This window comes from Streptomyces coerulescens, from assembly GCF_042657965.1.
In the GTDB taxonomy this organism is placed as follows: Bacteria; Actinomycetota; Actinomycetes; order Streptomycetales; family Streptomycetaceae; genus Streptomyces; species Streptomyces coerulescens.
Genome location: NZ_JBHSKM010000016.1, coordinates 214,001 through 228,016 on the forward strand (window position 1 = coordinate 214,001; position 14,016 = coordinate 228,016).

Here is a 14,016-nt window from a genome sequence, read left to right on the forward strand (position 1 = left end):
CATGACAGAGCAGCGCATCCGGCGTGAAGCAGTCTCCGAGCAGCTGTTCACGCTGCTGCGGGACCGCATCCTGAGCGGCGACCTCGCGGCCGGCGTCCCCCTGACCGCCGAGCGTGAACTGGCCGCGGAGTTCGGGGTGAACCGGCACGCGGTACGGGAGGCGGTGAAGCGTCTCCAGCAGGCGAGACTGGTCGAGGTCAGCCACGGCGGACGCACCATGGTGCTCGACTGGCGGCGGACCGCCGGTCTCGACCTCGCCCTGCAACTCGCCCACACCGAGCAGCTGTCCACGTCCTACGACCTGCGCCGCGACGTCCTGGAGATGCGCGCCTCCATCGGGGCGGACGCGGCCCGACTGTGCGCCGCCCGCTGCCCGGACCGGACGGCTACCGAGATCGTCAGCGCCGCGGCCGCCTACATCAACACCGGACCCGACCTGACCGAGCTCGCCGCGGCCGACGTCCACTGGTGGCGGCTCATCATCGAGGGCTCCGGCAACATCGCCTACCTCCTCGCGTTCAACAGCCTGGTCGACGAGCGCTTCACCGCCGGCGAGGTGCCGACGGAACTGCGCGCCACCGAACTGCTGGACGTCGCCGGGCACATGAAGCTGGCCGCACTCATCGCCGCACGCGACGAACAGGGCGCCGAGACCGCCGCCCGCGCACTGCTGGCCCGCAGCGTCCCGGCCACCCCCCACACCCGGGAACCAGAAGGAGGCACGCCGTGATACCCGCCGTCGTCTACGCCATACCCGCCTTCGTCCTGCTGGTGGCCGTGGAGGCACTGTCGTACCGCTTCCTGCCGGACGACGACGAACGCGGCTACGAGGCCCGCGACACCGTGACCAGCATGTCGATGGGCGCGGGCAGCCAGGTGATCGCGCTGCCGTGGAAGGCTGTCACGATCGTCGCCTTCGCCGCCCTGTACAGCCTGGCGCCCTGGCAGCTGTCTCCCGCGTCGGTGTGGACCTGGGTGCTGCTCTTCTTCGCCGAGGACCTCGCCTACTACGCCTTCCACCGCTCGCACCACCGGGTCCGGGTCCTGTGGGCGAGCCACGTGGTGCACCACTCCAGCGTGCGGTTCAACCTCTCCACCGCGCTGCGGCAGAGCTGGACGCCGATGACCACCCTGCCGTTCTGGCTGCCGCTCGCCCTGCTCGGCATTCCGCCCTGGATGATCCTGCTCCAGCAATCGGTCAGCCTCATCTATCAGTTCTTCCTGCACACCGAGCGGGTGGACCGCCTGTGGCGGCCGATCGAGCTCGTCCTCAACACGCCCTCGCACCACCGGGTCCACCACGGCTCCAACAACACCTACCTGGACCGCAATTACGGCGGCATCCTCATCGTCTGGGACCGGATCTTCGGCACGTTCCAAGCCGAGGGCGAGCGCGTCGTCTACGGCCTCACCAAGAACATCGACACCTACAATCCGCTGCGCGTCGCCTTCCACGAGTACGCGGCCACCTGGCGCGACGTACGCAGCGCCACGCGCTGGCGCGACCGCGCGGGCTACGTCTTCGGCCCGCCGGGCTGGACCCCGAACGCGAGCAACAGCTGATCCGACCGATTCCCGCAGTCCTGCCGAGCCCAGGTGTTGGTGGTGTCACCCTCCCTCCGGCTCATCCAGCCGCTGGTCGCCAGTCCGCTTCGCGAGCCAAGTGGGGTCGCACAGGAGCAAGCCGTCGTCCGTCCCGAGGGGCAACGAACCGGTGGTCAGCGCCGTTTCGGCGATGTGGTTGCCGAGTTCCCCGCAGGGGAGGTCGAAGAAGGAGCGCGGCGTCGTGGGCCGGTGTGGGGACGTTGCCCCGCGCAGAGTGTCGACCGTCAGCAGGCCGGTCGCCTCCTTGAGTGCCTCGGTGGTCAGGACGCTGAAGATACGTACCGTCTCGCCCAGGTTCTCCCAACCGGCGACGTCGAGCAGCCCGGGTCGCACCTGCAGGGCGGGAACCTCGGCCGCCCGAACACGCAGGGCCACCATCGGCCAGGGCCCGTGAGGGAGGGCGACCAGGACCAGGACCTGCTCGCACGCCGCGTCCAGGAGCCGCATGGCCGGCTCGGCATGTTCTTTGATCATCTCCTGCGCCTCCCACCCTTGCCGGGCCGTGGCGGTGGAGATGAGCAGGTGCACGAGCAACGGCTCGACGAGATGAAGAGCCAGGTCCCGGCCCAGGAAGACGGTGTCCGGGGCGGGATCGGCAACTGTGTCGCCGGAGTTCGGCGGGTTGGCGATCACCAGTCGGGCGCGGGCGCTGTAGTCCACGGGCCGACGCAGGAAGTCGTCCCGCAGTGTGCCGGTGGAACTCGGGCGGGCCATGAGCGAGTCCGCGAGGCTCACGAGCGGTCTCCGGTTCTCGTCCAGGGTCGGGTCCGGCTGGCGGCCGTTGTCCAGCAGCGCGCTGACCTTGCGTTGGAGCAGGCGGCGTCCGCCCATCAGCACGTCCAAAGGAGCGCCGAGGTCCTCCAGGCGGCGGAGCTGGGCGGACTTGGAGAGCACCGCGCCGTAGAGGCTGTTGAGGTCGCTTCCGATCGTCCGATGGGCCTCGAACACGTGGGGTCGCAGATCCGGGGGGAGGACCGGCAGCAGCTGAAAGGTGACCGTGTCCGGGGACAGACCGGGCGGGATGGCACCGCCGGCCCGACGGAGCAGGAAGTTCACCGCCTGTCCGCCCGTCACGGCTGCGGCCTGGGGCCGGTCGGCGGTGGCGCCCCACTCCTTGACGCTCAGCAGCTGTCCGGTGGTCAGCGCCGTGGGGCCAGGGTCGGTGACCAGGACCAGCTCGCAGTCCGCGAGCTGTTGGAGCTCCTCCTCGGTCAGCCGTAGGGAGCGCGCGAGCCGGGCACCGGCCGGGCCGCGCAAGCACCAGCTGTGGACCACCGGCATGGGGAGCGCGATATGGCCGAGGCGACGGCCCCGCTCGTCGGGCATGGTCGGAACGCGTCCGCAGGCGTCGCATGTCGCGTCGTCGTCCCAGTTGCGGCGGCGCTCCCCGCAGGCGCACTCGTTCTCACGGACCTGGCCGAAGATCTGCTGGCAGAAGGGCCCGCCCGGCCAGGGGCGTCTGGTGCGCATGTTGTAGAAGACCTCGCTCACGACTTCGCCCTGCGACAGACGCGCCACGTCGGCGTCGGTCATCAGACGCACGCCGATCCGATCGGCCTCGAGCCGCGGCACGACGCGGGCGGCGCGCAGTGTGAGGTCGATCCGACGGAACGCACGGGCCGGCGAGTCGAGCAGAGTGACGGGCCGGTGGCGGGGTGGGCCGAGCGCCTGGCCGCCTTCCTCCAGTGCGGTGCGCAGGTCGTTCCGCCAGTCCGGACAGTCACCGCGCGGCCCGTAGATCTCCATCGCCACGTGCCGGGCTCCGTGCGCGAGGAGCCATCGGAATTCCCTGGGCTCGATCATCTGCGCGGTGTCGTCGGCCCCACTCGACAGGGGCTGGTCGAGGACCGCGGAGTAGACGCCCGCGGACCGGGCGCCGGTGTCCCGTACCGCGAGACCGTGGGCGGCGAGACGGATCCGGATGGTGTGGCCGGTTTCGCCCGATGGCGGGGCCCAGGGGTGGTCGGGCGCGACGACCAGGTCCGGCTCGTCGGGACTGCCCACGAGCCGCCGGAGCGAGGGCCCGCCCGCGAGACCGCACACGACCGCGGAGGCGCCGGACTCGTCGTCCAGCGTGTCCCCCTGCTGCACCGGCTGGTCGACGGCGACAGTGACGGTGATGTGCGTCCCGGACCCGCCACCCCGCAGGTGCCGACCGGGCACGGCCGGGATCGCGTCGGTCGCCAGCGCACCGCTGATCCGCTGCGCCAGGACGTGCCCGGGCCGCCGTCCGGACATTTCCAGAGACCTGTTCAGCAGCGTCCTGCGCAGCGCCTCGTCTCCGAACAGGGCGTACAGCAGGCGCTCCTCGGGGGTGCGCAGCGTTTCGTCATCCGTCACGGGTGAGGCGGCCCCCACCAGGAGCTGGCCGGGTCGCACCGGTCTGCCCGGGGTGATCAGGCCCTCCCTGCCAAGGCTCGACGCCTGCTCGGGGGCCACGGTCGGCGGTCTTGAGGTGAGGACGGTGCCATCGGGCAGGGTCGTGCTCAGCTGAACCAGTGTCGGGATCGACAGCGCGTCCGGGTCCGTCAGCCGCCTGTTGACCAGGGCCGCCCTGCCCTGCAGGCTCGGCGAGGCGACGACGGTGCACTGCGCGGACACCGCGCCGCGGCTCACCAGATCGCCGAGGGCGAGGTCCCGCACGGTCACGCGTTGCAGCCGGCTCCAGAACCCGCGCGTGTACTCGGAACTGCTCCGGTACTCGGACCCGGTCCAGGGCCGCCGTCTGAGGGGACGGGTCTGCCCGGGCGGCCCCGCGAGCACGTCCTGCCGCAGTTCATCGGCGAACTGGGCGTAGCCCTGCCGGTACCCCAGCAGGGTGCGGCGCAGCAGAGCTTCGAGGATGGGCCGCAGTTCGGTGCGGCCGTCGTAGCGCAGTGTGTCCTTCAGTCCGAGGAAGCGGTCCCCCGAGGACCGCCGGTACCACAGCTCCGCGCTCGGGCTCGCCCAGAAGACGGTGGGTGCGTGGAAGACGATCTCGCCGTTCCGTTCCCGCAGGCCGATGGGGAGCGGCAGGTACATCAGCAGGTGGCGCGCCCGCTTGACGGGTCCTTGCTCGTCCTCGACGACGAGGTCCAGGGTGAGGGGAATCAGGAAGTCGTCGGGGTCGGCTCCGCCGCGTCGTATCCGCCAGAGGTTCGTCAGGGTCACCCTGGTCCGGCAGGTGGGGCAGACGACGTAGTCGACGGGTCCGGCGCAGGTGGGGTCCGGGCAGCCGGGTGTCGCTTCCGTGATCCTGCCGTGCCCCGAGACCGCCGTACAGGGGCAGGCGTGGTCGTAGCGCCGGGCCAGGCCGGTCAACGCGCCGCAGGAACAGCTCCATTCACCGAGCTGGTACCCGGCCAGCCGTGGAGCGGTGGGGGAGGTGGCGGTGAAGAAGCGCCCCAGAACCTTGTGCAGGCCGGTGTCGAGCCGCTCGTGCGGGAGCCGGTCGAGCTGGAGGAACTCGGCGAACTCCCGGCAGTGCTGCTGCTGGACATGGGTGCTCTCGGGAGTGCCGAAGGGGCGCTGCTCCAGGAGGAGCACCTGTACGTACCTGACCAGATCGGGTCGGCGCATCAGGGAGTACGTGCGCGCGATGTGCAGATCGGCCCGCAGCGCGTTGACACCGAAGAGGCGCTGTCGCGTGCGCCGGAACTCCTCGTCGAGGACCGTGTCGTGGAGGTCGTCGCCACGCCCCTCCTGCGCCGCCAGCCGGATGGCGTTCTCGATGGTGTACGGGGTCGGGCACTGACGCCAGTTCCGCACATGGGCCGAGAGATCGGCACGGGTGCGCCCACTGGACACCAGCGCGCCGACCTCGTCGCGAAGGGACCGCATCCGCTATCCGATCCCGGCGCGGCCCCGGAAGTACTGCCGGAACCGGTCGTGGCAGAAGCTGTACTCCTCGCTGCCCCGCTGCGCTTGCACGCCCGGCAGGGCCCGCCGGTGAACCAGCAGGAAGCGGTGGATCTCCCGCAGAACGGTGTCGAAGTTCAGCCAGGTCAGCCCCTCGACCAGGTGGTACAGATCGAACGCGGAGAGCGTGCCTGCTTCCAGCAGGAACCCCAGGATCTCGACGTGCTCGGTGCGGTGGGCGCTGCGGTTGAGCTGCTCCAACTGCTGGTCCAGATAGCCTTCGAGACCGGTGGGAGCACGCTCGACGTTGTCGCGGGTGAGCCGGCCGACGGCCGCGTCCTCCACCAGAAAGCGCAGATAGAAAGGGTCGCCCTCGGAGACACGGTGCATCTCGGCGACGAAGTCGGCATCCTGCGCCAGTCCCGCCGCCGCACCGCCCGCCATCCGGAGCAGGTCCACGAGCGCGGCCCGGTCCAGGCCCTCCAACCGCAGGTGCAGGCCCACGTCCGCCGGGGACAGCGCGATGTCGGTGAGGCAGGTCCGATCGCCCTGGGCGCGGGCCGAGAGGACGAGCACCAGGCCGTGCGGCAACTGCGCCGGCAGCAGGGTGCGGAGCTGGTCCGGTGGATCCAGTTCGTCGACGGCGTCGAGCACGACGACCGTCGGCTTCCGCGGAGGACGGGTCATCAGGCCGCGGAACTGCCGCTCCAGGCTCTTCAGCCCCGCGCCGCGCACATGGGAGGGGTCCAACTGCTCACAGAGACACTCCAGTACGTCCTCGGGGCTGGTGGGGTCGAAACCGCCGCCCCTGCGCCGGTACGCCTGGCTGATGAAGTGGTAGCAGAACTCGGGGTTCTGCCTGACCAGATCCGCGAGGAGGGAGGTCTTGCCGTATCCCGAGAGCGCCTCCACGAAGACGTAGCCGGAGGCGTGGTCCCGTATGAACTCCTCGATCCGCGCGCTCTCGGCCTGCCGGCCCGCGAACAACTGCGTGTGTTTCTCGATGAGATCACGGAAGAAGTCCCGTGTCGGGGCCTCCTGCCACGCACCTCGGCGGCCGGCCTCCGCCGCCTGGTCCCACAGGTGCAGCAGCGGATCCGGATCCATTTTCAGGGCGTTCGCCAGCGCGATCACGGTTGCCCTGGTCGGAATGTTCGGTCCGTTGAATGCCTTGCTGACGGTGGTGTGTCCCAGGCCCGTCAGCCGCTCCAGGGAGAGCATCTTGACGCCGCGCGCATCCCGCTGATCCCGTAAGCGCTGTTGGAGCTGAGCCACCATGGCATCGCCGTCGGGTGTGCCCTCCAGGGATCGCACCGGACCTCCTTGACGGTCGGACATATCGATGAGCGATCCCGTACAGATTCGTTCGCCCGTACGCCAGCGTACGGGGACCTCGGCATCTTCGTTCCCGGACAACAGCCCTTCAGGGAACGGAGAAAGACTCATGTCCGTCTCACCGGCCTCGCCGTCCGTGCGCGCCCTCGCTGTGATCGCCGCGGTGCTCACTGCGGCTCTTCTCGCACTCCTGGCCGCGATCTGCGCGGGGTTCCTCGCCCGCTGGGACGGAGCGTCCCTCCCCGGCGCCCTCCGTCACGCGGGCACAGTCTTCGGCGCCACCCTCACCCTGCTCTGCAGCCTCATCGCACTCGGCGTCGCCACGCTGACCTGACGTCAGTCACGCCCGCAGGCTGCGGAACACCGTGGGGGTCGTCCAGCCGCGGAGCGTGGCGTGGATCGCGGATCGGAACGCGGCGTCCGCAGTGGGGGTGTCGAGGGCTCCGGCGAGCTCAAGGGTCACCAGCCCGTGCAGGGTCACCCAGAGCGAGAGGGCGATCGACGTCGCCGGTCCGTCGAGGACGGACTCTGCCACGGCCCTGTCGATTGCCGCGAGGAGCGGTCGAATCGGGTCACTCGTACCGACCGCCCCCGACGGCTTGAAGGACTGCACCCCACCGAACAGCACTGAGTACAGGTGACGGTGTTCGCGTCCCCATCGGCGGTATGCCTCGGCCAGTGCGTAGAGGCCGTCGAGCGGGTCGTCGGCCGCAGGCACCGCGGTCACGGACTGGAAGAGGCCGGCGACGGCTTCGTCGCGTACCGCTTCGATCAGCCCGTCCTTGCCGCCGAACAGCGAGTACACGGCCGCCGTCGACGTCCCGGCAGCCATGGCCACGGCACGGACCGTGACCGACTCCCGGGGGCGGGTGGCGAGCAACTCGGTGGCGCTCTCCACCAGTCGCTCCTTCACCGTCTCGTCGTTCGTTCTCGGCCTACCCATGACGAGAAGCCTACCGTCTTTGATAACGTCGTTTTGAAACAGCGTTTTGAAACCTTGGAGGACCGCTGTGCCCACGTTCGTCATACGCCTCGCCCGCCTCACCGGCCGCTTCCTGCTGGGCCTCGCCGCAGCCGTGGCGCTGGTGGTCGTCTTTCTCGTCTTGATCGTCCTCACCGACGGAGCGGGCTCAGGACTCGGCGCATGGTTAGCGGCCCTCGGAGTCGGGACCGTTGCCGCACTGTGGCGGAGCCGGCGACGCACCCGGGCGGCGCGGCTCGTGCCCTTCCTGCCGGTGGTCGTCGCGGCAGCGTTGACCGCGTCGGTCTGCATACCGACGGTGCCCACGGACCGGCAGCGACCGCCCGCCCTGCCCTTCGTGGCAACGCAACACTGGAGTCTGGCGACGGGCAGCCGGGTGGCGGTGTATCACTACCCGCCCGCGAAGCGCGCCGCCCGGCATCCCATCCCGCTCGTGTACCTCAACGGCGGCCCGGTCCGCGGTATCTCACTGCTCGACCACCGGTTCCTGCGACTTCTGGCGCGGCAGGGCTACGACGTCTACGCCTACGAGCAGGCCGGCGGCGGACGAAGCGACCTGCTTGCCATGGACCAGTACACGATCTCCAGGTCGGTCCGCGACCTCGGCGCCTTCATCGACCGCCTGGGCAAGGGCAAGGTCGACATGCTCGGGTTCTCTTCGGGCGGGGTCGTGCTCACCCGAGCCCTGGCCGACGCCGACGTCAGCGCGCGTCTGCACCGGGCGGTCATCGCCGAGCCCGGCCCGATGGACGGCCCCACCGCGGGGATCAGCGGGCACAAGGGCCGGGATTCCGCGCGTGGCCTCGCGCCGGCCATGACCGGACCGCGATCGACACACGTCCCCCGGTACGCCGTGGGATTCGGCCTCATGCGACTGGGACTCCTCACCCCTGACAACGGACTGATCGGACAGGCCGAAGGCGACAACGCGTTCACCGCCGCCGACCTCGGCAGTGACACCGCGTCCGCCTACTGCGCGCGCGACGCCGGCCGCATCCCCGTCGAGGACACCGCGCAGAACTTCTCCTTCAGCCCCGCCGCCAGCCTCCGTGTCCAGCGGACGGTCAAGGACTCCGGTTCCATCGCCCCGCAACTGAGGCGCTCCCGAACGCCCGTGATGCTGATGATCGCCGAATGCTCCTCCCAGGTCCGCCAATGGGCGACCGCCATCCTTGCCGACGACCCGGCCGTCCAGCGCACCCAGTACATGCCCGGTGTCGGACACCACATGTGGAACGGCCTGGACGACAACAACGACCGAGCCGTCGCCGTCATCACCGCGTTCCTCCAGAACAAACCGGCTCCCCTGCCGAACTACCCGACCCGCGACGAGATCCCTGCCTTTCTGCGTGGCCACAAGTAGAAGGCGTGGAAACCCGCCTCCCGCTCCGGGCCGTCGTGCTGCCCGGACTCCCAGCCTGTGGGGCCGTGGTGTGAGGGTGGTGCAACTGAACGTCTCCTGTGGTCTAACAGCGGGGAAACCGCCTGGGGCGGGGGTCGCACTAGCGTCGTGACGTATGAGCGTGTGGGGGGTACTACGACCATTGGTGGACGGGCTCGGTGCGATCGGCAAAGGGCGGTCGGGCGGCGGTTCGTTACGCCACCGTGGTGGCCGGGCAAGCCCGGGCCGGCGGCCGGTGCCGGGCTGGCGCAGTGTCAGGGCCCGGGTCGCCGTGGTTGTCACGGTGCCGATCTGTCTGCTGCTCGCGGTGGCGGGCTTCGCCGTGCAGGGCCGTGGTGCGGCACTCGGGGACGCCCGGACGACCCGTGCCGAGGTGGGCCTCAGCTTGCGGGTCCAGGCCCTGGTGCACCAGCTGCAGCGTGAACGCGGCCTGACCAACGGCCTGTTGGGAGGCGAGAAGAGCTTCCGCCAGGCTCTGGTGGCCACCCGCGAACGGGTGGACGCGGCGCTGGAGACCATGCGCGACGACACCGCCGTCGAAGAGGTTCTCAAGCGCCGACTGGGGCGCCTGTCCGGCATCCGTGCCGCCGCCGACGCAGGCGGCGCGGACCGGGCCGCGACGCTGACCTTCTACACAGCCGCGGTCGGCGCGCTCAACACGGTCGACCCGGTGGCCGGCAACGCGACCCGCGGCGACCGGCAACTGGGCGACGGACTGGCGGCGTTGAGGGAGCTGGCCTCAGCGAAGGAATCCGTCGCACTCGAACGCGGCCTCCTCAACGGGGTGTTCGCCGACGGCACCTTTCACGGCCGTGAGTTCCTCACCTTCACCGAGGTACGCGCCACCCGCATCGCCGCCCTGGCACGCTTCCGCCAGGTCGCCACCGCACCCCAGCGCGCTGAACTGCACCGGGCCTTCCGGACCGCCGATGCCAGGGGCGTCACCGCCTACGAGGACCAGGCGCGGGACGCCGCCGACGGCTCCGCACTGCACGCGGACGCCGCCACCTGGTGGAATGCGATGACCGTCCTCGTCGACGACCTGTACGCCGTCCAGCAGTCGGTGGGCGACGACGTACAGGAGCGGGCCGACCAGCTCAGCGAGGACGCCGAGTCGGCGCTGGTCGCCTACCTCGCCGCCGGATTGGTCGTGGCCGCCCTCCTCGCGGGCCTGGCCGCCTACGCCTCCCGTTCCCTCACCCGCCCGCTGAGCGCGCTGGCGCAGGCCGCCCATGACATCGCGGAACACCGCCTGCCGCAGGCCGTCGCGCGGATCCAGCAGTCTCCACCGGGCGACGGGGATCTCCTTGCCGCCTCGGACGCCGAGGACGGGGCCGACGCGCAGTTGCCGGGGGATGGCGTGGCCGAGGCGCGGTTGCCGGGCGGTGGCGCGGCCGAGATCACGAAGGTCGCCGCGTCGCTGCGCCGGGTGGAACACACGGCCCTGCGTCTCGCCGTCCAGCAGGCCCGGCTGCGCCGCATCACCACCGAATCCCTCGCCAATCTCGGCCGCCGCAACCAGAACCTCGTACGGCGTCAACTCGCCCTCATCACCCGCCTGGAGGGGCAGGAACTCGACCCGGACGCCCTCGCCGAACTCTTCGAACTGGATCACCTCGCCACCCGAATGCGGCGCAACGCCGAGAACCTGCTGGTGCTGGCCGGGCAGAACCCGCCACGACCCACCGCGCTGCCGGCCGGTGCCCGGGATGTCGTCCAGGCGGCCGTCGCCGAGGTCGAGCAGTACCGACGGGTGCTCATCGCGGCCGTGGAGCCGCTGCGTCTGCGCGGACACGTCGTAGCCGACGTCGCCCACCTCCTGGCCGAACTCATCGAGAACGGACTGACCTTCTCACCCCCGGAACACCCGGTCGAGGTGCACGGGTGGCACGACAGCGAGGACGACACGTACTGCTTCGCCGTCGTCGACCACGGTGTCGGCATGTCCGAAGCCGACAAGGACCGGGCTCACGCCTCCTTCCGCGACTCGGGCGAACAGGCTCTCCTCGCCGCACCCACCCGGTTCCTGGGGCACCTCGTCGTCGGGCGGCTCGCCCACCGCCTCGGCGACGGCGCCCAGGTCCATCTCTTCGACACCCCCGGCGGCGGTCTGTCCGCACTCCTGGTCCTCCCCGGCCGCCTGCTGACCCCCGCCGAAGAGGCCCTCTTCCCGCCGCCGGCCACCCGGCCCGCAACTTCCGCCCTGCTCAACGGGTTTCGGGCAGGCGTCGCCCGGGCCGAGGCCCGAACCGCCCAAGGAGCGTCATCGTGACCACCGCCGTCCAGAGTTTCGGCTGGCTCATCTCCGAGTTCGTACGCACCACCGACGGTGTCACCGACGCCGTCGCCGTCTCCTCCGACGGCCTGCTCATGGCCGCTTCCGACAGCCTCGACCGTGACCGCGCCGACCATCTGGCCGCCATCGTCTCCGGCATCACCAGCCTCGCCCAGAACGCCGCCACCGCACACGGCTTCAGCGGCATGAAACTGGTCATGATCGAAATGCTCGGAGGCTTCCTCATGGTCGGCCGCGTCCGCGACGGCAGCTGCCTCGGCGTGCTCGCCGCCGACGGATGCGACGTCGGCCTGGTCGGCTACGAAATGGCGGTCCTCGCCGACCGGGCCGGCGAACTGCTCACCCCTCAACTGGTACGCGAGCTCCACGCCGCACCCGTGGCTGCAGCGCGATAGCGCAGCCCAGGGCAGCGTTTGGGGGAGTCCCTCGACTCCGCCCGGCTCGAGCCGCCGGAGATCAGTCGGCAGATGTGCTGCCAGAGGTACTGCGATCCGGGACGAACACCCGCGTGACCAGCTCCCGCCTGCTGCGTACACCGGTCTTGGCGAAGATGGATTTTAGGTGTCCCTGGACCGTGTGAGGTGAGATGAACAGACGTGTCGCGATCTCGCCTGTCCCGCAGCCCTGCAGGACCAGGTCGATCAGTTCGCGCTCGCGTGGGGTGAGTCCGTAGGCGGCGGACAGCAGGGGCACCACGGACGGGGCGGTGGCGGATTGCAGGATGACGGCGATCCTGCCGGGTGCGCCGCCGGAGGCCGGTGAGGCGTGCAGTTCGACCCAGCCGCCCGACTGACCGCGGACCCGCACGCTTGCGTCGGCGGCGGAACTTCGGGCGCGCTCGGCCGCCATGAGGAGTGCATAGGGCAAGGGGGCTTCGTCCAGCGGGCCGTGACAGCCGAGTTCGTCGAGCCAGTGACGGGCCGGGGCGGTCGCCGACTCGATCCGCCGGCCCTCGTCGAACAGCAGCAGCCCGGGCCAGAACTCCACCGTCGCGCCATTGCTCCTGGCTTGGACCACCGCACCCCGGAATCCGGCGCCCAGCAACGACGCCAGGTCGTGGGCGAAGTCCTGTTCTTCCTCGGTGAAGTCGGCCGGGGCTTCCCGGAAGAACGCGAAGTTGCCCCAGCACGTGCCGTCGACGACGCAGGACGTGCGCAGTTCGCCGGTGACGTTGTGCGGGCGCAGCAGTTCGCGGTAGCGCCGACTCCGTTCCGGACGGCCACCGGTGACCGCGGTGAGAACACCGCTGTGGCGGTCGGCCCGCGCGAGGGAAACGAACGAGTTGAAATCGTCGGGCAGATAGGCGAGCGCGGCGACATCGGCGTCCGGGGCGTGCGGCATGTCCTCCAGATGGAAGCCCGTCTCGATGAGGGTCGCCGGATCCATGGTGTGCCAGCAGGCCGAGTCGTGGGGCAGAGCGTGTGCGAGGACCGAGGACGCCTCGTCCAGGAAAGTCGGCAGGTCGAGTTGGGCGCCGGTGAGCCGTGCCACCCGCTCATAGGCGCGTGCCCGGGTGCTGTGGTTCACGCAACCCATCGTGACACGAGCCCTTACGGCAGAACACCAGAAAAGTGGTATAGGCAGCCCTTTCGCCCCCTTCTAACGTCGTGAGCAGGCAGTTCACGGCAACGTGAGAAGGGAGGCACGATGACCGCGGTCAATGAAGTGTCGACGCGGGCCCGTCATGTGCGATCCGGAGAGGGCCGCTCACTGTGGGTGGTGGGGGACACGTACACCATCAAGGCGGCCGGGGAGGAGACGAACGGTGCGTTCGCCCTGATCGAGGCATCGGTTCCGCCCGGCGGGGGACCGCCGCCGCATGTCCACAGCCGCGAGGACGAGGCCTTCTACCTGCTCGACGGTGAGCTGGAGGTCCTCGCCGGGCGGTCGACGACGTCGGTCCGCGCCGGCGACTTCGTCCTGCTGCCACGGGGCCTCGTGCACGGATTCACCAACCCCGGCGTGACGGCGGCCCGCATGCTGATCCTCACCGCGCCTGCCGGCTTCGAGCGGTTCTTCGCCGAAGCGGGGACCGCGGCCCGGCCCGGCGAGCAGGCACCCCCGCTCGACCCCGCCGACTTCGCTCGCATCGCCGAACTCTCCCGGGCCTACGGCGCGTACGTCGAGGGCCCGGCCGACAGCCCTCCACCCGGACAGGAGACGACATGACCACCGCAGATGCCACCACCGCCCTCACGCCCGACGCGCTCTTCGCGAAGATCGACCGGGGTGAACTGCACGCGGTTGCCGATCTCTTTGCCGAGAACGCCACCATGGTGTTCGGCAACGGCGAACCCCTCGTGGGGCGCGAGGCCATCCTGACCGCCAACCTCGCGTTCATGGAGACCGTCGCAGGCCTGCGCCATCGCATCGTCGACGCCTGGACCGTCGACGCGACGACCATCGCCGTCACCGACGTCACCTACACCAGGCTCGACGGCAGGGAAGTGACCGTGCCCGCGGTGTCCATCTGGCGCGTCGGCGGCGACGGACTCATCATCGGCTTCCGGGTCGTGCTCGACCTGGCTCCGGTGTACGCGCCCTGAGCGCGGTTCGACG

The 14,016-nt window shown here is 70.4% G+C and carries 12 protein-coding genes; 8 read left to right on the forward strand and 4 right to left on the reverse strand.

Annotation, left to right across the window (positions count from 1 at the left end; genetic code table 11):
- The first annotated feature begins 1 nt into the window (after position 1).
- Entirely contained in the window at positions 2–730 is a 729-nt protein-coding gene (locus ACFPQ9_RS22440; protein WP_380855911.1) for a FadR/GntR family transcriptional regulator, read from the forward strand.
- Positions 727–1,563 carry a sterol desaturase family protein gene (locus tag ACFPQ9_RS22445; RefSeq protein WP_380855914.1) on the forward strand — a complete coding sequence of 279 codons (837 nt, stop codon included), beginning with the start codon at positions 727–729 and terminating at the stop codon, positions 1,561–1,563. The genes ACFPQ9_RS22440 and ACFPQ9_RS22445 overlap by 4 nt, the downstream gene beginning before the upstream one ends.
- Positions 1,564–1,608: 45 nt before the next feature.
- On the opposite strand, the gene ACFPQ9_RS22450 is transcribed toward ACFPQ9_RS22445, so the two are convergent.
- Entirely contained in the window at positions 1,609–5,424 is a 3,816-nt protein-coding gene (locus tag ACFPQ9_RS22450; protein WP_380855917.1) for a hypothetical protein, read from the reverse strand.
- Positions 5,425–5,427: 3 nt separating this feature from the next.
- Positions 5,428–6,756, reverse strand: coding sequence for a helix-turn-helix domain-containing protein (locus ACFPQ9_RS22455; RefSeq protein WP_380855920.1), 1,329 nt, complete (start codon positions 6,754–6,756; stop codon positions 5,428–5,430).
- A 130-nt stretch (positions 6,757–6,886) separates the two neighbouring features.
- Between ACFPQ9_RS22455 and ACFPQ9_RS22460 the strand changes: the two genes are divergently transcribed.
- Positions 6,887–7,111, forward strand: a complete 225-nt coding sequence (locus ACFPQ9_RS22460) for a hypothetical protein (RefSeq protein WP_380855923.1) — start codon at positions 6,887–6,889, stop codon at positions 7,109–7,111.
- Between the two features lie 6 nt (positions 7,112–7,117).
- Here the strand turns inward: ACFPQ9_RS22460 and ACFPQ9_RS22465 are convergent, their stop codons facing one another.
- The gene (locus tag ACFPQ9_RS22465) at positions 7,118–7,720 is read right to left on the reverse strand and encodes a TetR/AcrR family transcriptional regulator (RefSeq protein WP_380855926.1); all 603 of its coding nucleotides are present in this window, start codon (positions 7,718–7,720) and stop codon (positions 7,118–7,120) included.
- A gap of 67 nt (positions 7,721–7,787) precedes the next feature.
- Between ACFPQ9_RS22465 and ACFPQ9_RS22470 the strand changes: the two genes are divergently transcribed.
- The 3 genes from ACFPQ9_RS22470 (at position 7,788) to ACFPQ9_RS22480 (ending at position 11,852) form a co-directional block, all read left to right on the forward strand.
- Positions 7,788–9,122: an alpha/beta hydrolase gene (locus ACFPQ9_RS22470; protein ID WP_380855929.1), complete on the forward strand. Its 1,335-nt coding sequence runs from the start codon at positions 7,788–7,790 to the stop codon at positions 9,120–9,122.
- Between the two features lie 310 nt (positions 9,123–9,432).
- Positions 9,433–11,433 carry a sensor histidine kinase gene (locus ACFPQ9_RS22475; protein ID WP_380855932.1) on the forward strand — a complete coding sequence of 667 codons (2,001 nt, stop codon included), beginning with the start codon at positions 9,433–9,435 and terminating at the stop codon, positions 11,431–11,433.
- Positions 11,430–11,852 (forward strand): roadblock/LC7 domain-containing protein, encoded by a 423-nt coding sequence (locus ACFPQ9_RS22480; protein WP_380855935.1) that lies wholly within the window; start codon positions 11,430–11,432, stop codon positions 11,850–11,852. Before ACFPQ9_RS22475 ends, ACFPQ9_RS22480 begins: the two co-directional genes overlap by 4 nt.
- Positions 11,853–11,913: 61 nt before the next feature.
- Here ACFPQ9_RS22480 and ACFPQ9_RS22485 read toward each other — a convergent pair whose 3' ends face one another.
- Positions 11,914–12,984 (reverse strand): LuxR C-terminal-related transcriptional regulator, encoded by a 1,071-nt coding sequence (locus ACFPQ9_RS22485; RefSeq protein WP_380855938.1) that lies wholly within the window; start codon positions 12,982–12,984, stop codon positions 11,914–11,916.
- A gap of 120 nt (positions 12,985–13,104) precedes the next feature.
- Here ACFPQ9_RS22485 and ACFPQ9_RS22490 point away from each other — a divergent pair, with 120 nt between their 5' ends.
- Entirely contained in the window at positions 13,105–13,626 is a 522-nt protein-coding gene (locus ACFPQ9_RS22490; protein WP_380855941.1) for a cupin domain-containing protein, read from the forward strand.
- Positions 13,623–14,003 carry a nuclear transport factor 2 family protein gene (locus ACFPQ9_RS22495; RefSeq protein ID WP_380855944.1) on the forward strand — a complete coding sequence of 127 codons (381 nt, stop codon included), beginning with the start codon at positions 13,623–13,625 and terminating at the stop codon, positions 14,001–14,003. The genes ACFPQ9_RS22490 and ACFPQ9_RS22495 overlap by 4 nt, the downstream gene beginning before the upstream one ends.
- The last annotated feature ends 13 nt before the right edge of the window (positions 14,004–14,016 follow it).